This window comes from Pantoea sp. RIT413 (genome assembly GCF_003057675.2).
GTDB lineage: Bacteria > Pseudomonadota > Gammaproteobacteria > Enterobacterales > Enterobacteriaceae > Pantoea > Pantoea eucrina.
Genome location: NZ_QBJB02000007.1, coordinates 107,764 through 131,789, shown reverse-complemented (window position 1 = coordinate 131,789; position 24,026 = coordinate 107,764). Strand labels below are relative to the sequence as shown.

Genomic DNA, 24,026 nt, shown 5'->3' with positions numbered 1-24,026 from the left:
CCACATGCTAAGCGCATCATCACTCTATGCAGCGATCGACCTCGGGTCTAACAGCTTTCATATGCTGGTGGTGCGTGAAGTTTCCGGCACTATTCAGACCGTGGCGCGCATCAAGCGCAAAGTCCGGCTGGCAGCAGGACTTAATGCTGACAGCGAACTCTCTGCTGAGGCGATGCAGCGCGGCTGGCAGTGCCTGAAGCTGTTTTCGGAACAGCTGCAGGATATCCCGCCAGAGCAGATCCGCGTGGTGGCGACCGCCACGCTGCGCATCGCACGCAACGCGCCAGACTTTCTGACCACCGCTGAAGCGATCCTGGGCTGTCCGGTCAATGTTATCAGCGGTGAGGAAGAAGCGCGCCTGATCTATCAGGGCGTGGCCCATACGACTGGCGGCTCCGACCAGCGTCTGGTAGTCGATATTGGCGGCGGCAGCACCGAACTGGTTACCGGTGAAGGTTCGCACGCAACCACGCTGTTCAGCCTTTCAATGGGCTGCGTCACCTGGCTGGAGCGTTTTTTCAGCAATCGCCATCTGACGCAGGACAATTTTGACCGGGCAGAACAGGCGGCGCGCGACATGCTGCAACCCGTGGTAGCGGCGCTGCGTGAGAAAGGATGGCAGGTCTGCGTCGGTGCATCCGGTACGGTTCAGGCTCTGCAGGAGATCATGGTGGCGCAGGGGATGGATGAGCGTATCACCCTGAGTAAACTGCAGCAGCTGAAGCAGCGCGCTATTCAGTGCGGCAAGCTGGAAGAGCTGGAAATTGAAGGGCTGACGCTGGAGCGTGCGCTGGTCTTTCCCAGCGGTTTGTCGATTCTCATCGCCATTTTCAACGAACTGAATATTGATAGCATGACGCTGGCAGGCGGCGCGCTGCGCGAAGGTCTGGTGTATGGCATGCTCCATCTGCCGGTCAATCGCGATATCCGCAGCCGTACGCTGCATAATGTGCAGCGCCGTTTTTCTATCGATGTGGAACAGGCTGACCGGGTGCAGCAGCTGGCTGAACGTTTTTTTCGTCAGGTCAGCCAGAGCTGGAAGCTTGACCAGCGCTGTCGCGATCTGCTGTTAAGCGCCTGTGCCGTACACGAAATTGGCCTGAGCGTCGATTTTCGTCAGGCTCCCCGGCACGCCGCCTATCTGATCCGCCATCTCGATCTGCCTGGCTTTACGCCCGCGCAGAAAAAAGTGCTCGCCTGTTTGCTGCAGAACCAGAGCGGCAGTATCGATCTGGCTCTGCTGGCCCAGCAAAATGCCGTGCCGCCGCGTACGGCAGAACGCCTGAGCCGCCTGCTGCGCCTGGCGATTATCTTCTCCACGCGTCGCCGTGACGATACGCTTCCGGCGGTACGCTTACTGGCAGAAGAGGATACGCTGCACCTTACGCTGCCGGCGGGCTGGCTGGAGGCGCATCCGCTGCGCGCCGAGCTGCTGGAGCAGGAGAGCCACTTTCAGTCCTACGTTCACTGGCTCCTGACCTTCTCCTGATGACGTGACGGCTGCCACTACTTTTTTGCATTCGCCAGCATTGCCCGCAACCCGGCCACCCGGGTTTGCCCGGTTTTAACGCGCTCTTCTGCGCTTACCACTTTTTTCTCACGCTCCCACTCGACGTCATCCTGCGGCAGTTCCAGCAAAAAACGGCTGGGTTCAGGACGAATCAGCTCACCATACTGGCGACGCTCCCGGCAGAGCGTAAAGGTCAGCTCTTTCTGTGCGCGCGTAATGCCTACATAGGCGAGACGCCGCTCCTCTTCGATGTTGTTCTCATCAATGCTGCTCTGATGCGGCAACAGACCCTCTTCCATGCCGACCAGGTAGACATAGGGAAATTCCAGCCCTTTTGATGCGTGCAGCGTCATCAGCTGAACCTGGTCGAGATCTTCATCACTCTCTCCCCGCTCCATCATATCGCGCAGGGTAAAGCGCGTGACAACCTGTGCCAGCGTCATGGGCTCATTCAGCTCATCACCTTCAAGCATTTCCGTCATCCACTGGAACAGCGTATTGACGTTTTTCATCCGCATCTCTGCGGCTTTCGGACTGCCGGAGGTCTCAAACAGCCAGCTCTGATAGTCGATACCGCGGATCAGATCGCGCACCGCGCTGATCGGCTCCCGTTCAGTCAGCTGCACAATCTCATTCAGCCAGTGGGTAAAACGCTGCAGATGCTCCAGACCGCGCCCGCTTAGCGTCTGAGCCAGCCCCATGTCAAAACTGGCATTAAACAGGCTCTTATTACGCAGCGTGGCCCACTCACCCAGCTTCTGCAGCGTGGCCGGGCCGATTTCGCGACGCGGCGTATTTACGATGCGCAGAAACGCGCTGTCGTCATCCTGATTAGTCAGCACGCGCAGATAGGCCAGCAGATCCTTGATCTCCGGGCGTGAAAAGAACGAAGTGCCGCCGGAAATACGGTAGGGAATGCGGTTCTGCATCAGCAGCTTTTCAAACACGCGCGACTGATGATTGCCGCGATAGAGAATGGCGTAATCTTTATACTGGGTGCGGTTGATAAAGTGATGTGCGATCAGCTCGCCGGTTACGCGCTCCGCTTCGTGGTCTTCATTATTCGCGCTCAGCACCTTCAGCGATTCGCCTGACCCCAGTTCAGAAAAGAGACGCTTTTCAAACACGTGCGGGTTATTGGCGATCAATATATTAGCCGCTTTGAGAATACGCTGCGTGGAGCGATAGTTCTGCTCCAGCTTCACGACCTCCAGCGCCGGAAAGTCCTCTTTCAGCAGCACCAGGTTTTGCGGACGCGCCCCGCGCCAGGAGTAGATAGACTGATCGTCATCGCCCACCACGGTAAATCGCGCGCGCGCGCCGACCAGCAGTTTTACCAGCTCATACTGGCTGGTGTTGGTATCCTGATACTCATCCACCAGCAGATAGCGAATACGCTGCTGCCAGCGTTCGCGTACCGCCTCATTACGCTGCAGCAGCAGCGTAGGCAGCAGGATGAGATCGTCAAAATCGAGCACGTTGCACGATTTGAGATGCCGATCATAGAGCTGATAGCAGTGCGCAAATATCTGGTCACGCTGGGATTTTGCTATTGCTGCCGCACCCTGCGGATCGATCAGATCGTTTTTCCAGTTAGAGATCGTGGCAATCAGCTGCTGCAGCTGTGTTTTATCCTCTTCCAGCCACTGGCTGGTCAGCTCTTTCAGCAGCGCCAGCTGATCCTGGTCGTCAAACAGCGAAAAGCTCGATTTCATCCCCAGCGCGGCATATTCACGCTTGATAATCTCCAGCCCCAGCGTATGAAAGGTTGAAATCATCAGGCCGCGCGCCTCTTTGCGTCCCAGCGTTTGCGCCACGCGCTCTTTCATTTCGCGCGACGCCTTATTGGTAAACGTCACCGCAGCAATGTGGCGCGCCTGATAGCCGCATTCGCGGATCAGGTGAGCGATTTTATTGGTAATGACGCGGGTTTTACCGGACCCCGCCCCCGCCAGCACCAGGCAGGGGCCGGTGACAAATTCGACAGCACGTTGTTGGCCGGGGTTTAAACGCATAAAAAACATCACTCGATTGAATCAGACAGGAAGAATTACATCGCGTCGCAGGGTGCGTACCTGAACGCAAAGGTCGCCATCAATGGCGCCCCTGCAACTGACGCGCACTACGCTATAATGCGCCGCACATTATACATAACAGGAGAGCACCATGGCGAAAACCGCAGCAGCTTTACATATCCTTGTGAAAGAGGAAGCACAGGCGAAAGCCCTGCTGGCGCAGCTGGAGAAAGGAGGCAACTTTCAGCAGCTGGCAAAAAAACATTCAACCTGCCCGTCCGGACGCAACGGCGGTGATTTGGGCGAGTTTCGTCAGGGACAGATGGTGCCGGCTTTTGATAAAGCGGTTTTTACCTGCCCGCTGCTGAAGCCTTACGGACCGGTAAAAACCGCGTTTGGTTACCACATCATTAAGGTGCTATGGCGCAGTTAATCACTTCTGGCTCTTCATCTGCTGCAGCACATTGCTGCACTGATTAGCGTCGGTGTCGCTGGGTGAAATCAGCGCCAGCAGCGCGGCAGCCGGTGCCACAACCGCCCCCAGCGCTACGGCCGCCGCACCGCGTGCAATAAGCGGCCCGGTTTTAACCCCGGCATCCGGATTTTTAAAGGTTCCGCGCACGTAGAGCGGAGAACGCAGCGTAATAATGCGAATGCCTTTGCTCTCCGGATTTACCGACAGATCGAGTCGCTCGCTGGCAAAGTTAACGTTGCCGGTGACGTTGATTACCGCATTTTCGGTATCAAACACGAACAGGCGCGGCGTTGCAACGCCCTGGCGCAGCGTAAGATCGGTGGCGGCACAGTTGATGCGCACTTCATCATCACCAAACAGTTTACCCACCACGTAGTTTCCGACGTTAAGCCCGGCAATTTCCATCAGGCTGCGGCTGATGAGGCCATTGTTCATCAGCAGGCGCAGCTGACCGTTGCTGCTGCCCAGCAGTGCGGCAACCGAATTGCCGGTACCGCTTAGCGTTGCGTCTCCGTTGAGCTGGCCCAGGCTGCGCTGCATGGCGGTTACATCAGGGAACAGCTGGCGCAGCTGCAGTTTGCGCGCGTGCAGATCGGCGCGGCCGCGCATCGGTGAACGGCTGCCCTCAAGCCGGATAGTGGTATTGATATTGCCGCCGGCCATGCCGAAGCGCAGCGGATCAAGCAGCAGATCGCCTTTTTCCAGCGTCAGATGCGTATAGAGGTCGCTGAGCGGCAGCTTGCTGCTGTGCTCAATGCGCTTGCCGCTAAACTTCACGTCGGCATCCATCGCATCCCAGCTTTTGGTTTCAAACTTATCGTAAGGCAGCACGCGATCGGCAGGCTGCGTGGCGGCTTCACCACGCTGCGCCTTCGCCCGCGCCGTTTTCTCACTCCCTTTACCGGAATCAACGCCAATCAGCGGGCCGAGATCGGCCATGCGCAGCTGACGGGAAGTGAGTTCGCCGCTCAGCTTCGGCCGGGGTTTGCCCTGACGATAGGTGAGCGATCCATGGATATCACTGTCACCGATATGGCCATTAAACTTTTCATAGCGGAACAGCGCGCCTTTGGCGTCATTAAAGCGGGCAGTCAGATGACCGTCAGTTTCATAAGGGGGGGTATCAGGCAGCAACACGCCGGTTAAGCCATAGAGATTGGCCAGCGTATCGCCGGAAAATCGCAGGCGCACATCCAGCCCGCCCAAGTTCAGCGGATCCTGCAGCGTGCCTTCCAGCCTTACCCGCGTGGTGCCGTTACGCAGATCGGCCTGCAGCGGAAATGGCGTGGTTTTGCTGCGCAGTGAGAGCATACCGCCAATTCTGCCGTCGCCGGAAAGCGGCTGCTGGTTATAGGTGCCTTTCGCCTGCCAGCCAAAAACAAAATCGCCAGCGCCTTTCTGCTTATCATCGCCGCCGGTAACCTGAGCATAAGGCACGGGTTTACCGAGTGAGTTGATATTCACCGTTACATCCGCTTTGTTGATCGCATCGCGGTAGCGCAGCTGCCCCTGATCAAACAGAATATTATCCATGCGGAATGACCAGGCTGAGGGAGCGGCGTCAGCCTCGCTGTTTTCGCTGCTGGCGAGCGTAAATGTCCAGTTATTCTTCTTGCTGGCGAGCTGTATCAGACGCGCGTCGGGCTGCTGCAGCTTGATCCAGGGCAGGTAGATCTCTTTGTGCAGCAGCGCCAGGGGGGCCAGCGTCGCATCAACGCGCTGCAGGTGTACCATCGTCACGTCAGGAATGTCGGGCGGATTGCCCAGCATGATATCTTCAGCGTGTACCTGCGGCCAGGGGATCCAGCTGCGCCAGCCCGGCTCAGCGCGGTTACGTGCCCAGTGTACGCCAAGGTCGCCGCGTATCGCGAAAGGACGGTTCAGCTCTGCTGACACTTTCTGATTAATGGTTGGTTTCAGGCGGTTCCAGTCAAAGGTGGCAATTACCACAACCAGTACCACGATCAGTAACAGCAGAATGCCCGCCACCCAGCTGGCAGCTTTTCCCGTGCGAGTCATGCTTTTTCCTCCTTGTTCTCACGTCTCATTAAAGATAGTCGAGACGCGGCGCAACAACATCAGAGAAGCATCAACGGCAGCGATCTCAGCTCACTAAAAGGAAGCGGACGGGAAAAAAAGTATCCCTGAGCTGCAATAGCGGGTGAGGATTGTACCTGGCGCCACTCCTCTTCGGTTTCCACGCCCTCAACTATTACGCCATTGCAGTAGCGATTAATAAGCGTCAGCAGCGTTGAGAAAAGGACTCGCCCCTCTTCTGACGCGCGCAGCAGCATAAAGAGTTCACGCGATAATTTGATGTAGTCATAGCGCAGTTCGGTCAGCGCGGAAAAATTTGCCATGCCGGAGCCAAAATCATCCAGCCATAGCGGCCCCAGCTCCGGCATCTGCGCCACCATCTCCTCCTGCGGCAGCGCATGATGCTCAGTGAGTTCAAAGCGCACCCACGGCAGCTGGCCAATCAGCCGTCGCAGGGCCGGATGCTGCTGTATCGCCAGCAGCGTCGGCCCGTCAATATTGACCGATGCCACCAGCTGATGGCGGATAAAAAAGCGGGACCACGTCAACAGCAGAGTAAGTTGTTCATGCACCACATCCAGCCGCTGCTCTGTCGATAGCGCAGCAAAGTAGCTTTCCGGTGAAAGACGCTTTTCCGGCATAGCCGCGTGCGTAACGGCGGTCAGCAGCTCAATCGCCAGCAGGCGGCCAGATATCTGATAAATAGGCTGAAAAGTATAAGTACGCTGGCACTGCTGCCGGAAAAATGCGATATCCGGTTGCGCATGTTTGAGAGAAACAGGCAGCCGGTGTCCGGAATTCTTCATCACCATGGTTTTTTCCTGGTCGGTGGTGAGTGCCTGCAGAAAGCAACCCGGCGGCAAGTATCGGCTGGTCCCTGGATAACTTTATCGCTTTGTGCAGCCATATAGGGCGTCGAGTCTAACAGCGCGCTTTTGCCTTAATCGCAGAAACAGAGGATGCTTTGTCTGCTAAATCGTCGCCGGAGGGCGATTTAAAGACTTAAGGCAAACTGACGCGCCAGAAAACCGGCCGCCGGAAGGGTTCGGAAAAAGGCGCAGCCGGAGGGATTTCTCCGCTGAAATTTCCCGTGACTGGTTTGACTTACTACTCTGTTTTATCCTGTTCATTGCGCTTAGTACGCCTCTTCCATCTTTCGCACTTTATCTGAAGTGTGCACTTATTATCTTCGCTAAACATAACTGTTTAAATTCAGTCTCTTGAAAGAGAATTCCCGCCTGCCAGGTATAGTCTGATTCTCGCTGGTTATCGTTTTTTCGGCTGGACGACAACGCAAAAGAAGACCATCTTTTAATCAATAACAGCAGGACGCTGTTCCTTCGGCCGCAGAAAAACAACGACTATACGCCCTGCTCAGGACAGATTTATGCACACAGAAATTATCAATATCTGGCCATCCGGTGATGCGCCAGGCGCCAGTGACTCCCGCGCTCAGCCGCAGATTGTTGACCTGGCTAAAGAGTATGAGCCTTACGATCGCGCAGCCACCGGCGTGCGCTGCCCGGAAATGGCTATCTGGTATCCGGAAACCTCCAACGGGATCACCTTGCTGGTGGCACCGGGCGGCGGTTATCAGCGGGTGCTAATCGATCGTGAAGGCAGCGCGCTGGCCACGTTTTTTACCTCCATGGGCTATACGCTGGCCGTAATGACATATCGCCTGCCCTATGACGGGCATCATGAAGGCGCGGATGCACCGCTGGCCGATGCCCAGCGGGCGGTCCGCGTGCTGCGCGAACGGGCGCAGCAGGGCAAAAACGGTAAGTACATTGTGATGATGGGCTTTTCCGCAGGCGGCCACGTTGCGGCCTCGCTGGGAACGCGGTTTAACGAGAAGCTCTATCCGGTCCAGGATCGTATCGATGCGCTCTCACCGCGCCCCGACGCTATGGTGCTGATCTACCCGATTATCAGTATGCGTGACGGCCTGGCACACGAAAGTTCACGCACGCGCCTGCTGGGCGCCTGGCCGGATCAGAAAAGTATCGATGCCTATTCGCTGGAGACGCGCGTGCACGCGCAAACACCGCCAGCCCTGCTGATCCATGCGGCTGACGATGAAGCGGTTTCCGTTAACCACAGCATGCTGTTCTTCAGCGCGCTGCGTGAACATAAAATTCCGGCCGAGATCCATTTTTATCAGAAAGGCGGGCACGGTTTCGGTATCCGCGGCGTAGCCGATCTGCCACTGGCAAGCTGGCCAATGCTGGTCACCGAATGGCTGCGGGCGAAAACCTGACGTTGTTACGTCCCGTGCGCATCGGCCAGGGCGCCATGAATGGCGCCCCTACGGGGGAATGTAGCGTGAGGTAATTCATCGTAGGGGGCGCATTTATGCGCCCCGGGCCGGCCATGTGCACGGTGGCCATTAATAACGTCATCACGTTTCGTGCGCGCATTGGCCCGGGCGCCATGAATGGCGTCATCACGTTCCGTGCGTGCATCGATCCGGGCGCCATAAATGGCGCCCCTACGGGGAATTTATCGTAAGGTAATTCATCACAGGGGGCGCATTTATGCGCCTCGGGCTGGCCATGTGCACGAGGTCCATCGATAACGTCATCATGTCCCGTGCGCGCATCGACCAGGGCGCCATAAATGGCGCCCCTACGGGGGAATTTATCGTAAGGTAATTCATCACAGGGGGCGCATTTATGCGCCCCGATCGGCGCTGTTTTCTGCTTTACTGCTTTCGTCCGGGGCCGGTGCTGCGGGTGCATCAGGCACTGCCATCACCTTATTCCAGCTCTCCTGCAACATCTTCACATTGGTCTCTGCTTCGCCCTGCGGCTGGATCAGTACCATAGTCAGCTCCTGCGTCAGCTGCTGGCGCAGTTCCTGGTTGAGCTGCTCACGTGTTAACTCACTCAGGAAAGACTGCCGCAGTTTCTGATACTGCTCGGGAGCAATATCCACTACCGCGTTCTGCTGCGAGCGCAGTCGCTGCCCCATCAGAATGTCAGTATCCGTACGGGCGTAAGTGGTAAACAGCTTATTCAGCTCCAGCAGCTTCTGCGCCATAAGCGCATCAAATTCATCCTGCGGCAGCCCTTTATCGCGAACCACGGCCAGCGCTTTAGCGATCTGATTCATGTTTTGCGGCAGTGACGCATTGGGGCTTTCCATATTAATGGAGCACTGCGCGCGCTGATAAAGCACGCGGCAGTCAAAGCCGACCTGCACATTTTGCGCTTTATTATCTGCAAGCGCGCGCTGCACGTGCCAGAACAGCGCTTCCCGCGCCAGATCGCTCTGCCAGTAGCGTTGCAGATACTGCGATTCGCGAATCGGCTGCCACGATGTATCCCACACCAGCGACAGTCGATCCTGCGCCAGAGAGCCATCAACCAGATTAACCGGCTGATGCGGCAGCGGTGACAGCGTGGGCAGCGGTGCCGGCGTATCGCGTTTTCCTTTCAGCGTTGCGAAGGTCTTGCCAATCTGCTCCGTGATAGTGCGGCTGTCGACATTACCGACCACATAGAGCGTCATATTATCTGGCGTATACCACTGCTGATAAAAACTGTTCAGCTGCGCGGGATCGACCGGGGCGCGCGGTGGCTCACCAGGGTCGTGCGCCAGCATGGTTGAGCCTTTCAGGCGGTAGCGCCACCAGACATCCTGCGTGTCAGAGGGCCAGGTGGCGATGGGATCGGTCGCGCTTAATGCCGTCGCGACCACCTGCTCATTAATGCTCATTTTACCCGCGGTCGCGGCCAGCCAGTTCAACGCTTCTTTAAGCAGTTCTGGCCGGTTGTTGGGCAGACTGAGGTTGTACTGGGTATAGTCGTATGACGAGATCGCTGGCGGCAGCGGGCGCTGCGGATCCATCGCCTGCTGCCACAGTGACCGCTGCTGATTGGTATCCAGCGCGGTGTTATGCACCATCGCCAGGCGCGGTAACAGGTGACTGAAACCGGTCTGCTGAGCGCTCTCCGCCAGTGAGCCGGTATTAACCACCAGGCGAAGCTCAATGCGATCGCTGGGACGTTGTGGTGTGGTCAGCAGCTGCCAACTGAACCCGTTGTCCAGTTTGCCCTCCTGCCAGGCGGGATCGGGCTGAAGTGTTTCGGCGTGCGCGCCGAAACCGGTTGCTGCAAGCAGCAAGCCGCCAACCAAAAGCCGAATTCTGGTGCCCTGCATGTGAACCCCTAATCAAACAGATAAACGCTTGTTAGCACGGACTGACTGGCCACCGGGAAAGCGGCCCGCGCGGCGTATTGCCGCCGCGTTTATTTAATGACAGTTCCTTTGACCACAGGATGGCCAGGAAGTCGCGCAACAAGGAAAAAAATCGGGAAAAAAATCAACGGGGTTTATTATGCAAATGCCCGCTGTCAGGGCAAGTGACAGCGGGCATTTAATCGGAAATTAACGCAAATTGTGGATTATGCGCCGGTGTGAGAGACGTGACTGACCTTTTTGGCTGAAGAAAGCGTCTCTTTCATCTGGTTTTCATCCAGCTGACCCACCCACTTAGCCACCACCACTGTGGCAACGCCATTACCGACCAGATTAGTCAGCGCACGCGCTTCGGACATAAAGCGGTCGATGCCCAGAATCAGCGCCAGGCCTGCGACCGGCAGATGCCCTACCGCAGAGAGCGTCGCGGCCAGAACAATAAAGCCGCTTCCGGTAACGCCCGCCGCTCCTTTCGAGGAGAGCAGCAGCACCACCAGCAGGGTGATCTGATGGAAAATATCCATATGGGCATTGGTCGCCTGCGCGATAAACACGGCGGCCATGGTCAGATAGATTGAGGTGCCATCCAGATTAAACGAGTAGCCCGTTGGAATAACCAGCCCCACCACCGATTTTTTGCAGCCAAGGCGCTCCATCTTATCCAGCATGCGCGGCAGCGCTGATTCAGACGATGACGTACCCAGCACAATCAGCAGCTCTTCTTTGATATACCCAATAAATTTGAAGATGTTAAAGCCAGCCCAGCGCGCAATTGCACCCAGCACGATCACGACAAACAGGATACAGGTGATATAGAAACAGATGATCAGCTGGCCAAGCTGCACCAGCGAGCCAACACCATATTTACCGATGGTGAAGGCCATGGCGCCAAACGCACCGATAGGTGCCAGACGCATAATCATATTGATTACGCCAAAGATCACTTTGGAGAAGCTTTCGATAACGTTAAACATCACGGTACCGGCGCTGCCGAGGCGATGCAGTGCGAAACCAAACAGAATAGCGAACAGCAGCACCTGCAGAATGTTGCCACTGGCAAAGGCACCAATAACGCTGCCCGGAATGATATCAAGCAGGAACGCGATCACACCCTGCTGTTCTGCCTGCTGTGCATAAACGGCTACCGCTTTCGCATCCAGGGTGGCGGGATCCACGTTCATTCCTGCGCCAGGCTGAACCACGTTCACCACTACCAGTCCGATGATCAGCGCGATAGTACTGACGATTTCAAAATAGAGCAGCGCTACTGCGCCGGTGCGTCCAACGGCTTTCATGCTCTCCATGCCGGCGATACCGGTCACCACCGTACAGAAGATTACGGGGGCGATGATCATCTTGATCAGCTTTACAAAACCATCACCAAGCGGCTTCATCTGCGCGCCTAATTCGGGATAGTAATGGCCTAACAGAACGCCGATGCCGATGGCAACCAGCACCTGAAAGTAGAGGCTTTTAAACAGTTTCATAACAGGTGTCCAGGTAGAGACGGCATTCACCGCCTGTGTCAGGGAGAAACGCATGCGGCAAGCCGCCTGAGAGCGTAAAACCTTACCGATAAACTGAAAATAACACCCTGTTAACAGGATGAGTATCCCCTGACATTCCTTACAAAAGTTACAAAACTCTAACTATGAACTGAAACGCTTCAGCTGGCGCTGTGGCGCGGTTTCTGCAGAACAATCAATTGATAAGGTCATTATCACGTGCGTGAACAGCGCTGCAGCCAGCCCTGTTCAAAGGTGGTAAGCGGCAGGGCTTCGGCATACAGATAGCCCTGACCAATAGTAATGCCACGCGCCAGCAGCCAGTCGCGCTGCTCCGCCGTTTCCACCCCTTCAGCCACAACGTCAGCATCCACAATCTTTGCCACGGCGGCCACAATGCGCACCATAGTGTCATCGTCCGGCAGCGCGGCGACAAAGCTGCGGTCCATCTTCAGCTTATTAACCGGTAACGCTTTAAACTGATGCAGATAATTGAGATTGCAGTAGCCCATACCAAAATCGTCCAGCGCAACGGCAACTCCGGTCTGCTGCAGCGCGAGCAGCAGCGCCATCGCCTGTTCGGCATCACCTATTCCGGCGGTTTCGGTGACTTCCAGCACTAAAGAACCCGGCCGGATGCGATGCCGTTCCAGCAGGCTCTGCAGATGCGTCACCATGCCGCTGTCGCGCAGCTGGACGGCCGAAATATTTACGCTCAGCGGCAGCGTAATCCCCCGTCGCTGCCAGCCGGCCAGAATGCGGCACGCCTCTTCAAATACCCAGCGACCGATGGCGGAAATCACGCCGATCTCTTCCGCGCTGGCGATGAACTCTTCCGGCAGCCCGAAGCTGCCATCCGCCATCCGCATACGCAGCAGCGCTTCAGCCCCCGTCAGCTCACCGGTTGCCATGTTAAGCTGGGGCTGCAGATAAAGCGCAAACTCACCCTCCTGCAGCCCCTGCAGAATGTCATGCTCCTGCGTCAGCCGCTTCTGCGCCCGTTCGGTCAGGACCGGATCAAAAAACAGGATCTGATTTTTCCCCTGATGCCGCGCTGACATCATGGCTGATGTCGCCCGATCCAGCTGCTCGCGGGCAGAGCAGAGGCTCTCGTCAGAGAGCGACAGCCCGATACTGGCATTGGGTCGCAGCTGCAGCTGATACAGATTGACCGGCTGATTGATACGCAGCATCAGGTTGCGCGCCAGACGCATCGCGCGGAAGGGGTTGTGCGCCCGCTTCAGCAGCAGCGCAAAATCGCTGGGTCCCGTCTGCGCCAGCAGCGTGTGGTCATCAATCGTACTGCGGATTTTCTCTACCAGCGTCAGCATCAGCGCATCACGCTGCTCATCGCTCAGCACGCCGTTGGCTTCCTGCAGCGTTTCGATACGAATAACCATGACGCTCCAGGGCTGCTGCCGGTGACGCTGCTGCAGATGCTGGTCGAGCAGCGCCAGGAACAGCGTGCGGTTAGGCAGATCCGTCACGGCAAAATGGGTGGTCAGCCGGCTCATCTCATCGTGAACGGACTCCAGCACCTGCTGATTGCGGTTATAGCTGCGGATCAGCATGCCTATCTCATCATCGCGGTGATTGCCGGGCAGCGTCAGCTTGTGTGTCAGGATGGCTGGCGGCGGCAGCTCCTGCAGCTCGCGTGAAATATCGCGCAGCGGGTGCACAACCAGACGGTTAATACACCAGCTAATGGCGACCGAGAGGATCAGCGCCATCAGCAGCCAGGTGGTGATCATGGTTGAGAGCGTACTGAGCAGAAACTGGTAAACGCGCGAGGAGTCCGCCTGAAGCACCAGATAGGCGATGGGTTTTGGCATGCCGCCCCGCTCTATCGCATACAGCGGCAGCGTGATCTGCACCGGCAGTTCAAACAGCCGGGCGACCAGACGCGGAACCGGCTTTTCCGGTGCAAAATCGGCGTGCAGCGCCTGAAACGCATTGGGCAGCACCACATCGGCCCGCGACAGGATACCGGCGGGTTTTAGTGTATTAAGGATATGCTCCGCCTGAGGGATGTCCGCTTTCAGCACCGCCTCTGAGAGCGGCTGGCGTACCGTGTGCGCCACATTCTCCATCTGCTGGGCGTAATCAACCCTGCGCTGCTGCACAAAGTGAAAGAGCTGGATAACGATAAAAATCGTGATCGTTACCAGCACAACCGCAGACACGGCTGCCATTTGCTTGATGGTTAACGAGCGACTGACGCGCAAAAAAATTTCTCCCGGCCGCAATGCCGCCATAATCCGGAGTGATAGTAGCCTGAATGCGCAGCAAGTATATCCCAGGTCTCAGACGTTGTACGCCGCGATAAGGGTGAAAATCATCGGTCGGAAGGGAGAGAGACGCGTTTTCAGCGTTTTGCCCGTTGCCGGGAGCGGGAGAACGCGAGCGCGCACCGCGCGCTCGCAGAAGAGCATTAACCTTTTTCCTGCCAGGCAAGCCACACTAATAGCTGCAGGCTGGCAGAGAAGTAGTTCTGTTCCGGCTGAATGCGGTCGCTGAGATGACCGGTCTGGTTCAGCGTCAAATCGCGTACCGCTGTCAGGCCACCTTCCATATTGTAAGGTGCCGGGCTGTTAGCCAGTACGTCGAACCAGGCCGGCGTGGTCTGACGCGGATAGCCCTGCCAGACGCGCTGAAAAGGCACCAGCCGCAGGCTCTGCGGATCGTACCACCAGATATTCAGCGGCACGCGAATCGCATCATAACTGAACCGGTTAGAGTACCCCACCGCCGGCGCGACAGAGCCATCCGCATTCAGTGCAACCCAGTCCAGCGGCAGCGCGGTTTTACCAAACTGCATCTCACCCAGCAGCGTCACGCCATCGTCAATGAGCGTGTTCCAGACGCGCAGATGGCTCTGCTGTGCAAACGCCTGCCAGGCAGCAAACAGGAAATAGGAGGGGTTCAGCACGACGTAGCTCGACTTATTAAAGCCGTTTGCGCCAGGCAGCATAACTTTGTGTCCGGCGTAATCGATCACGTTCAGCTTAATAATTGCCCGCTGAATGCGATCGGAATCCTGCTGATAATCCCCTCCCCACTTCTGGGCCGCACGCTGCAGCGCCCAGGCAATGAGCACATTACCGTCGCTGGCGTCGTTTTTGTCTGCCACCGGATCGGCCGCGTCAGGCACATAACGCCAGTAGAACAGATCATTTTGCGGATTATGCAGGTGGGTACGCGTCCACTGCCACAGAAGATCAAAGGTAGCGCGATCGTTATTCGCTACCGCCAGCAGCATACCGTAGCCCTGACCCTCTGTATGGCTGACGCCTTTGTTGCCGGTATCGATAATCCGGCCGTCGCTGTTCAGAAAGCGGCTTTTATAACTGCTCCAGCCGTCTGCCATCGCCTGCGCGCTAAAAAATATCATCATTAAACAGAGCATCCACCGACGCCCGTGCCGCATTACATTCATTACCGCTTCCTATTGATATCGATACAGCAGCGTTGAGCCATTGTTGTTTTCCAGCGTCAGCGGTACTGCGGCGCTGCCGCCCTGATCGCGCAGCCATTGCGCATACAGGCCGCCCAGCACGGCGCCCATTGCCAGCCGCCAGCGTTCAGCCGGCAGCGTGTCGTGACCGGCTGGCAGCGCATGATGCTCAATCTGAATCGCATTTTCTGCCGGGTGCAGCTGCACAAAGCCCCAGTTGAAGCGGGCCAGCTGCAGATTCATCTCCCGCTCCAGATCCTGCACGGTACGTGAAGCCGGCAGCGGATAGCGCATCGCCAGCGTCTCCCCGGCGCTGGCCAGAAAAGCCGTGGCCTCATCGCCGCCGTTCTCCAGCACGCTCTCTGTCATTACGCAGACCAGGTCAAACCAGCCAGGCTGAGGCGACCAGGTCACGCGTGCGGTGGGTTGCTCGCTCATCAGTTATCTCCAAACATATAGCGGAAGTAGAGGTTGGCAGTGCTTTCGTTATAGTCGCCAAAGGTGTCATACCCCAGCTGCCCGCCAATCGTGACATCTTTATTAATCTTATAATCCGCACCGGCGTGCAGGTTGTAACCTATGCCGTTTTTACTTTCACCGCTGTAGTAAGCACTTCTGACAAAGCCGCGATCGGCCAGACTCTGCAGCTGCGACTGCAGCGCAGCATCGTCCGGGAAATAGGCGCTCTTATCCTGGCTGTAAGACTGATACCCTACCGATCCCCCGACGTTGACTTTCAGATCGTCAAACTGACGGCTGAAATCCACCGGGAATGAAACGGACGCATAGTTCTGCGGGCTGAAATAACCGCCCTGGCCATAACTGAAATAGCTGAGATTTTTGGAGAAATCCATCCAGGAGAGATTCATCCCCACCTTCAGCTCGCGATCGTCGTAGTGGAAAGGCCGTACATAAACGCCAGCGGTTGCCTGAACGCTCTGGTTGCTCGCCACATTTTCGCCAATGTAGCTATAAGCGCCGCCGCCGGCATAGAGTCCGGCATCGCCGTTGTCATAGCTCAGCAGGGCATTCGCGCCATTTTTCGTTACGCGTCCCCAGCGTTTGCCGCTGGTTTTATCTTCTGCGCCCACATAGGAAAGCAGGCTGTCGGTCATGGCACGGCGTTCACCGGTCAGGATCAGCGTCAGGAAATCAGTCAGCTTCGGTGACCACTGGATCCCGCCCACCAGCGTGCTGAGATCCTGGCCCAGCGGCGTGCTGCCGAGATCGATTTTATAGCTGTCGCCCTTCAGCGCCATGTTTAGCTCAACGCCGGAAGCGGACTGCGAATCGGTGGCTGAAGCGGGAACGTCCGTGATTTTCGCATCCCCGGCTGCCACGACATTGCCCTGCACCAGCGCATTGCTGCCAAAGCGGCGCCATGCATCTCCGCCAGCGCTGCCCGCGGTCAGTGAAACCGGCGTAACGGTAAAATCAAACCGCGACTCGCTAAACGGCACCGTGGAAAAGGTCAGCGGCGCTTTCGCTTCGGTCAGCTTACTCAAGCCTGACTCGCCATCGCGTCCGCGCACCTGCATCTGTCCCTGTACCCAGGTCCCGGTTTTCTCCTGCAGCGCGTCCATCATCGTGTCAATCTGATGCAGCGTCTGGTTCTGCTGCAGCACAGGCGTATTGGCTGCCAGCGCAGTGTCTGCTGTGCGGCTTACTGTTGGTGCGTTCTGCCACGGCATGACCGCGCCATAGCTGGAAGAGGAACGGCCAACCGGCGAGGTGCTGCGGTTAATAAAGGGATTGTCTGCCAGCGCCAGTCCGCCAACCACAGGTACGCTGCCGCTTTGCGCGCCCTGCAGACCAATCATTTTACCGCGTGCGGTACGCAGATAACGCATCGCTTCGCCGTGCTCGCCGTTGGCTTCCGCTACGCGCGCCAGCAGCAGCAGCCGCTCCGGCGTCTCTTCATTGCGCAGTCCGCGCGTCAGCGTATTCGCCCTGCTGATATCATTCTCTGCCAGCGCCACGTTAATGGCCCCGGTGCGCGCATCCTGTTGCGGCGTATCCTGCGTGATCAGATAGTCATAGACCACGCCCGCCTCTTTGTTCATTTTGCCGGACTGATAGAGACGCGCCATGGCAAACATCAGATCGCGGTTTTGCGGATCCTGCTGCAGCGCACCCACCAGTTTGTCATAGGCCGCCGCATACTGTTTCTGCTCACGCAGGCGATCTACTTCATTGATCAGATAGCCGTTGCGCACATCAGCCAGCTGCGCTGGCGTACTGCGCGCCTGCAGTTCAGGCGAGCTGAGAAAACGCTGCGCTTCACCGCTCAACCCGGCCTGGTTGAGCACCGTGACCTGCGTGGCATAGTCCCCGGCGTTACCCTGCACGCCGCGCTGCATGTTGCTGCGTACCACCGCCACGGCGCTGGTGAGATCGCCCGCTTTCGCCAGTTTCTCCGCCAGATTGCCGGCGTCAACCGGATTAGCCGGCGGGGCAGCAGCCAGCGCGCGCAGCGTATTCGCCGCCGCCGCATCCGAGCCCTGTGCCAGATACTGATCGGCCGTTGCCATTTGCAGATTAAAGTTAACGCGCTGCGCCAGTTCACGCATTGCGCCGGTTTTACTGCGATCGGGAATACGTGCCAGCAGCTGGCTCGCCTGCTGCCACGCGCCGCTTTCGCTGGCGTTGAGCGCACCGGCATAGAGTTCGCTGCTGGTCGCGCCATTGCGCATCACCGGCTGCATCACATTGGCTGCCATCAGCGTATTGCCCTGCGCGCGGTAGAGCCGCGCCAGATCCAGACGCAGCCAGCCATCGGTGGGATAGCGCTGTACGCCGCTGGTCAGCGTGGCGATCGCGGCGGCGCTGTTGCCTGCGGCCTGCTCGCGTTTCGCCTGTGCCCGGATGGGATCGCTGTTATTACCGCGTGGCGCCACGCTCTGCCGCACGCTGTCGGGCAGTGAGGCGAGCAGGCTGTTAGCTTCAGCGCTGCGGTTCTGCTGGCGCAGCACATAGAACAGTCCCTCTTTGGCGCTGCGGTTATCCGCATCGCTTTGCAGGATCGCACGGTAGGTCTGCTCCGCCTGCTGCAACTGATTGGTGCGGCGCTGCACATCGGCACGGAACAGTTTTGCCGCCACGCCTTTTTCGCCTTCAGCCTGGGTCAGCGGCTCGCTCAGCGCCAGCGCCTGCGCACTGTCGCCGCTTTTCAGCGCCTGCTGAGCGGCGGCAAGCTGCGCGTAAAAGCGGGCATCCGCCGCCTGCTTCTGCCGCGCATCGCTCTGATCGCCACCCAGCTGTGCCGCCCGGTTCAGGTAGTCTGCGGCTTCAGCGTAGCGCCCGGCGCGCTGCGCAACATAGCCCATGCCCGCCAGCGCATCCGCATCCTGCGGGTTCGCCTGCAGCACTTTTTCAAAGCTGGACTGCGCACCGCTGACATCGCCGCTGTTCAGGGCCGTAAAGCCGGCACCCTTTTCCGCGCCGCCCACGTTTTTACGGTAGTAATCCACTACCGCGTTATCCTGAGGATGACGCTGCTGCCAGGTCTGATAGAGCGCAGCGTCCTGAGCCTGCGGTGCCAGCCAGAGCAGCGCCTGACGCAGCGAGCGGTCAGCCTCTTTATTGCCGTCAGCCATACCGGCCAGCAGCTCAATCCCCTGGCGACGGGTCGGCTCCTGATAGGTCATCGCCTTGCCCAGCGCCAGCTGCGCACCGGTATCCTGCGGATGCTCGGCGGCAAACTGCCGCAGCGCCTCAACCGCCTGCGGCAGCAGCGTGCGGTCGCCGGCCATGGTCAGATAATATTCAGCGGCGACGCTCGGCGGTGGCTCGTTGCCGCTGAAGGTGTTGCGCCACGTCTGCAGCGCTGCGGCGATGTTGCCGCTGCGCGCCTGCTGACGCGCCAGCGACAGCTGCGCCTGCGGAATACTCTGCAGCTGACGGGCGTTATCCAGCTCGGCCAGATGCGCATCGTTGGGCGAAACGGCACTCAGCCGCGCACGCCACTGCGCTGCCTCGGCGGTACTTCCGGTCTGCTGGGAGTAGAGCGCCAGCAGATAGAGCGCCTGGGTATTATTTGGCTCCGCCTGCAGGATTTTCTGCAGCGACGCCTTTGCCAGATCGTCATGCGCTTTCTGATGCCAGTAGGCAGCCTGGTCAAACAGCGCCTGCAGCGCAGGATTGTTGCTCTCTGCCGCCAGCAGCGGCTGAGAGAGCGTCAGCGCCCCGCCCAGCAGCAGGGCGTGGCGGATGCCGGCACTCAGTATATTTTTATGCATTCTTTTTATCCTTACTTCCTGCCGGACTGACTGTCTGCTTTGGGGTTAAGACGCCGCCATGCGTGACGCTTCAGCATGAGCCAGGCGCTGCTGCCGATCAGCACGGCCACCAGCAGCGCGGCCAGCGCCATTAGCACCGAGTGCTGGTTGGCGTACCACACCACCATCATGTACCACGGCATTTCACCGCTCGGAAACTGCGGACCAACCCGGAAGCTGCGGATCCCATTTTCATCGGTAATGATGGCGGTATCGCCGCGAATACCGGCGTTGATACGCGCTGAATTGAGATCGTCATGCAGGCGCAGCAGCTGCTGATCGCTGGTTGCCACCGTCATGACCACCAGCCGGTCGGCGCTCCACGGCGAGCGATAGCTGACAAATCCGCGCCACGCCTCATTTGAGGAAAAGTAGCGATCGGCATCCAGCTCCTGGCGATACCAGTCGCCGGTCAGCCAGCCGTGCAGTTTTTCCATCAGGCCAGGCTCGTTAACGCTCAGCGTATTGCCGCTGGTCTGCCACGGCGTGCCGTGCAGCATCTGCTGCGTAAAGGCGCTGTGCTGCATGGTACTGACCGCCAGCACATCACTCTGCTGCAGCCGGCTCAGATTGGTGCCGCCTTCAGGCAGGCCAAACAGTACCTGATTTTGTACCAGCGCCACCCCGGTTGCGTTACCCGCGCGCGCCGCCATATCGAGCAGCGTGGCGATCTCCGCATCACCCGGTTTTTCCGGCAGCAGCAGCGTGGTCTGCGAAAAATCCGCCAGGCGCGTGAACGGGAACGCGGCCCCGACAAAGTAAGAGAGATTCGGCAGCATGGTGAAGTGACGGGTGTGGCTCAGATCGATCCACGAATCCTCTTCGATGCGGCTTTTGATATTGTTGTTAAGCAGTACGCCGCACGGCGCATCCGCTTTGGGCTTGATATTAAAGTAGAGCGCCAGCTGGTTATCGCCGTAAATCAGATATGGCTCCAGCTTCAGGGTGTAGTGCTCCTGACGCGCGTCGCCGCCCAGGCGGTGCCAGGCGCTCTCCAGCAGGCCAACTTTGTTAACCGTCAGGTTACGCAGGAAAGTCCCGTTGAGGGCGACATTCAGGAACGAATTGTTTTCGTCGATCCAGCTTTCAGTGGGAAAACGGTAGTTCAGGTTTACCGGGATCGTATCGCCATCCCACAAAAACAGATCGGGTGCCGCGCGGAAGTTAACGCGCAGCGCATCGTGCCAGATACCGGTCGTGGTCAGGCTCTGATCTTTGCGCAGCAGTTCACTCAGGCGTACCGGGCGTGAGGTGTTGATCCAGCGCGGCGCATCATAAGGTTTACGCTGGGCCAGCGGCTGCGGCTGCACAGCAAGCTGGCTGGCATCGGTAGTCAGCGGTTTGGTTGTCAGACGATTCGCCGCCTGACGCAGCTGTGCGTCATCGCTGCCCACAATCAGCAGCAGTTTATAGACCGGATTATCCGGGTTATCGATCACCTGCAGCAGCGGGCCATTGCTGGCCGGCAGAGTCACGATGCCGATTTTGTCGCCCGGATGCCCGACCAGAATACCGTTGCGCTCTGGCAGTGCGCCGCGGCTCACCGGAAAGCGAATGCCGCGGTAGTCAGACTGAATACCCATCCACGACGCCACCAGCGCGGCAGCGCTCACCGCATCCGGCGTCACGCTGCTGGCAAAACCAAAGGTGACGCTGGCCGGCGTCATACGCTGCGCATCAATAAACGGGCGCGGGAAGTTACGCAGGCTGGTGCCGATATTCAGCTGCTGGCCCTCCAGGCTCAGCGTGGTTTGCGGCAGAATCGTTACCTGATACTGCTGCGCGCTCTCTTTCTCGCACAGCAGCTTATCCGCATCGTTAATTTTAAAGCTGAGATTGTTATCTGACACCACCATGGCAGCCGGGATATCCAGCTGGTAGTCGCTGACATCGCTGTCGCTGGATCCGAGCGGCAGCGTGCCGAGCGGCTGTCCGTTCAGCATCAGCTGCAGCGAGGTGTTGCGCGCTGCCAGCGCTGATGAGACGCGCAGCGACAGGTTGAGACGCGCGTTGGTGACCACCTCATCACCGGGCAGGGTAAAGGTAATGCCCGACTGCAGCTGTCCTCCGGTAAGGGTGATGCCCTGTTTCTGGCCCATCTGCGCCACAGAAATCGTACTGCTTACCGGCTGGTTGAGGACGGCGCTTCCGGTATCAGCCGCAGGCAACAGAATTGCCGGCGCCTCAGTCTCAGCTGGCGTGGCGGCACTGCTTTCCGGCGCGTCACTACCGCTTTCCGGTGCATAAGGGGCGGCCCCGGCGGCCTGCTGCAGCTGCTGATCGGCCGTGAGCCCTTCCGGCGGCGGCACGGCTGACAGCGCACTGCTGTCCTGCGTAACCGCAGGCTCTTCAGCCTGAACCGATGTCAGCAGCAGTGCGGTCGCCAGCGAACTGGCGAGCAGCGTTTGCGTTAATCTTTTCATACTGCGCTGTCCTCTTTGGCCACAGGCTGGTCATCACGCTTGCGCTTCTCGCGGCGATCTTTCCAGGTCAGCCAGAACAGCTCAAAAACGGTACGAATAATAGTGCCGATCGACACCAGCGGATTATCCTGCTTGTACTCCGGCTGGATCCACGCATCCGCTCGCGCCAGCACCACGCGAACCAGCTCGCGGCGACGCGCCAGCGGCATCGCGCCAAAGCGCAGACGGATTGTCTCTGCATCGCCGGAAATTTTACTGACCGGGATAGTGATAGTGCCGGACTTCAGCAGCAGATCGATCTCTTCAATCTCATCCATTTCATGCCGGTTGTCAGGCGCATCCAGCTGCGCGCCGCCCATCGAGAGATCGCTGGTGCGGGTACGCGACGAAATCCCGCTGGCGTAGTGGATCACAGCCGGGATCTGCACCTCAATACGAATGGTTTTACGCACCTGCTTGGTTTCGCGCGCCACGGCGATGGCCGCCATCAGAATAATCAGACTGAAAATAGCCCAGCCAACGTTGAGCGCGATAACCCAGGGATCGACCCCGAAATAGTCATGCGCCGTCGCGCGGACCACGCCGGCGACAATACCGATGGAGAGCAGCGTCGCGACAATGACGTGCGGCCGTACGATATGGAAATCAAAGAAGCCCTGATCGAGCAGACCGCCTTTATCCGTTACGTTGAACTTGCCATGTTTCGGCGACAGCAGCGTCAGCAGGGTCGGGATGACCAGATGGAAGCACATCACCGTTTCGTAAATCTCTCCCCAGAAGGTATAGCGGAAGCGGCCATTCATACGGGAGTTAACGTAGAGCGACATCACCAGATGCGGCAGCACATAGGCGAAGATCAGCGACGCCGAAGAGTGGATGATATTCAGGTTAAACAGCAGATAAGCCAGCGGCGCGGTAAGAAACGCCACGCGCGGCAGGCCAAACTGAAAGTGCAGCATGGCGTTGAGGTAGCAGAGGCGCTGCTGCCACTTCAGACCACGGCCAAACAGCGGATTATCCACGCGGAAAATCTGCGTCATGCCGCGCGCCCAGCGGGTACGCTGAATAACGTGCAGGCCGAGGCGCTCGGTTGCCAGACCGGCCGCCAGCGGGATCGCCAGAAACGCTGAGCCCCAGCCGCGGCGCTGCATTTTCAGCGCGGTGTGCGCGTCTTCCGTCACGGTCTCAACGGCAAAGCCGCCAATCTCTTCCAGCGCGCTGCGCCGGATAACGGCACAGGAGCCACAGAAAAAGGTCGCATTCCAGTTGTCATTGCCCTGCTGTACCGGACCATAAAACAGCGATCCCTCGTTAGGAATAGAGCGGGCGGCACGCAGGTTGCGCTCGAACGGATCGGGAGAGTAGAAATAGTGCGGCGTCTGCAGCAGGGCCAGCTTCGGATCTTTCAGGAAGGGGCCGACCGTTGCCTGCAGGAACGCGCGCGTGGCGACGTGATCGCAGTCGAATACGCAGATCAGCTCGCCTTTGGTAATGGTCATCGCGTGATTAAGATTGCCCGCTTTGGCGTGCCGGTTGTCATCACGCGTGATATAGCCCACGCCCACGTCAGCGGCGAATACCGCAAACTCGCTGCGCTTGCCGTCATCCAGCAGATAGACTTTGATTTTATCGCGCGGGTAATCGATACACTGCGCCGCCAGCACGGTATCGCGCACCACGTCCAGACTTTCGTTATAGGTCGGTACGTATACATCCACCGTGGGCCACAGACGGGTATCATCCGGCAGCGGTTCAATCGTACGCTTTAAAGGCCAGGTGGTCTGCAGGAACCCGAGAATTAAGATCAGCCAGACGTAAAGTTCAGCCAGATATAAGCCAATGCCGAGAATAGCTTCGATCTCGGAATTAAACTCCAGCGTTTCGGTAGTGCGCCACCAGATATATCGGGTCGACATCAGCGCGGAAAGAATAACCATTACCACGGTTATTTTACGGCTTTTGCTGAAGCCCAGTAAAAACATCATCCCGATGCTGATTAAACCAAAAATATATTGTTTCTGGCTGTCCATAGGCGTGATGATGATTACCGCCGCCACCGGCGCGAGCACCAGCAGCAGCAGGTAAAACCCGAGTTTACTCATGAGTCACCCTGAAAAAGCGTTATAA

General features: G+C 58.1%; 14 protein-coding genes. 3 read left to right on the top strand and 11 right to left on the bottom strand.

The window, feature by feature from the left end; translation table 11 throughout:
• Window positions 1-4: 4 nt before the first annotated feature.
• Window positions 5-1,489: an exopolyphosphatase gene (ppx, locus tag DBY66_RS11280; RefSeq protein ID WP_039381693.1), complete on the top strand. Its 1,485-nt coding sequence runs from the start codon at window positions 5-7 to the stop codon at window positions 1,487-1,489.
• 17 nt (window positions 1,490-1,506) lie between these two features.
• Here ppx and rep read toward each other — a convergent pair whose 3' ends face one another.
• Complete coding sequence (gene rep, locus DBY66_RS11275; RefSeq protein WP_039385675.1) at window positions 1,507-3,525, bottom strand: DNA helicase Rep; 2,019 nt, start codon at window positions 3,523-3,525, stop codon at window positions 1,507-1,509.
• A gap of 151 nt (window positions 3,526-3,676) precedes the next feature.
• Between rep and ppiC the strand changes: the two genes are divergently transcribed.
• A complete protein-coding gene (gene ppiC / locus DBY66_RS11270) occupies window positions 3,677-3,958 on the top strand; it encodes a peptidylprolyl isomerase PpiC (RefSeq protein ID WP_039381691.1) in 282 nt (93 codons plus the stop codon).
• Here the strand turns inward: ppiC and DBY66_RS11265 are convergent, their stop codons facing one another.
• Both DBY66_RS11265 and pdeH read right to left on the bottom strand, forming a co-directional pair.
• Window positions 3,959-6,019 carry an AsmA family protein gene (locus DBY66_RS11265; RefSeq protein ID WP_108570100.1) on the bottom strand — a complete coding sequence of 687 codons (2,061 nt, stop codon included), beginning with the start codon at window positions 6,017-6,019 and terminating at the stop codon, window positions 3,959-3,961.
• Window positions 6,020-6,078: 59 nt separating this feature from the next.
• Window positions 6,079-6,849, bottom strand: coding sequence for a cyclic-guanylate-specific phosphodiesterase (gene pdeH, locus DBY66_RS11260; RefSeq protein ID WP_104085862.1), 771 nt, complete (start codon window positions 6,847-6,849; stop codon window positions 6,079-6,081).
• A 575-nt stretch (window positions 6,850-7,424) separates the two neighbouring features.
• Between pdeH and DBY66_RS11255 the strand changes: the two genes are divergently transcribed.
• Window positions 7,425-8,297, top strand: coding sequence for an alpha/beta hydrolase (locus tag DBY66_RS11255; RefSeq protein WP_039381681.1), 873 nt, complete (start codon window positions 7,425-7,427; stop codon window positions 8,295-8,297).
• A gap of 413 nt (window positions 8,298-8,710) precedes the next feature.
• On the opposite strand, the gene DBY66_RS11250 is transcribed toward DBY66_RS11255, so the two are convergent.
• The 8 genes from DBY66_RS11250 to bcsA all read right to left on the bottom strand — a co-directional run bounded on the left by DBY66_RS11250 (window position 8,711) and on the right by bcsA (window position 24,001).
• Window positions 8,711-10,201 (bottom strand): pitrilysin family protein, encoded by a 1,491-nt coding sequence (locus DBY66_RS11250; protein WP_108570099.1) that lies wholly within the window; start codon window positions 10,199-10,201, stop codon window positions 8,711-8,713.
• Window positions 10,202-10,446: 245 nt separating this feature from the next.
• Window positions 10,447-11,727, bottom strand: coding sequence for a dicarboxylate/amino acid:cation symporter (locus DBY66_RS11245; RefSeq protein WP_108570105.1), 1,281 nt, complete (start codon window positions 11,725-11,727; stop codon window positions 10,447-10,449).
• 233 nt (window positions 11,728-11,960) lie between these two features.
• A complete protein-coding gene (hmsP, locus tag DBY66_RS11240) occupies window positions 11,961-13,970 on the bottom strand; it encodes a biofilm formation regulator HmsP (RefSeq protein WP_199559921.1) in 2,010 nt (669 codons plus the stop codon).
• 206 nt (window positions 13,971-14,176) lie between these two features.
• Window positions 14,177-15,172: a glycosyl hydrolase family 8 gene (locus DBY66_RS11235; protein ID WP_199559923.1), complete on the bottom strand. Its 996-nt coding sequence runs from the start codon at window positions 15,170-15,172 to the stop codon at window positions 14,177-14,179.
• Between the two features lie 18 nt (window positions 15,173-15,190).
• The gene (bcsD, locus tag DBY66_RS11230) at window positions 15,191-15,637 is read right to left on the bottom strand and encodes a cellulose biosynthesis protein BcsD (RefSeq protein ID WP_108570096.1); all 447 of its coding nucleotides are present in this window, start codon (window positions 15,635-15,637) and stop codon (window positions 15,191-15,193) included.
• Window positions 15,637-19,437 (bottom strand): cellulose biosynthesis protein BcsC, encoded by a 3,801-nt coding sequence (locus tag DBY66_RS11225; protein WP_108570095.1) that lies wholly within the window; start codon window positions 19,435-19,437, stop codon window positions 15,637-15,639. Before DBY66_RS11225 ends, bcsD begins: the two co-directional genes overlap by 1 nt.
• Before the next feature lie 11 nt (window positions 19,438-19,448).
• Window positions 19,449-21,899 (bottom strand): cellulose biosynthesis cyclic di-GMP-binding regulatory protein BcsB, encoded by a 2,451-nt coding sequence (bcsB, locus tag DBY66_RS11220; RefSeq protein ID WP_108570094.1) that lies wholly within the window; start codon window positions 21,897-21,899, stop codon window positions 19,449-19,451.
• The gene (gene bcsA, locus DBY66_RS11215; RefSeq protein ID WP_104085865.1) at window positions 21,896-24,001 is read right to left on the bottom strand and encodes a UDP-forming cellulose synthase catalytic subunit; all 2,106 of its coding nucleotides are present in this window, start codon (window positions 23,999-24,001) and stop codon (window positions 21,896-21,898) included. Before bcsA ends, bcsB begins: the two co-directional genes overlap by 4 nt.
• Window positions 24,002-24,026 lie beyond the last annotated feature (25 nt).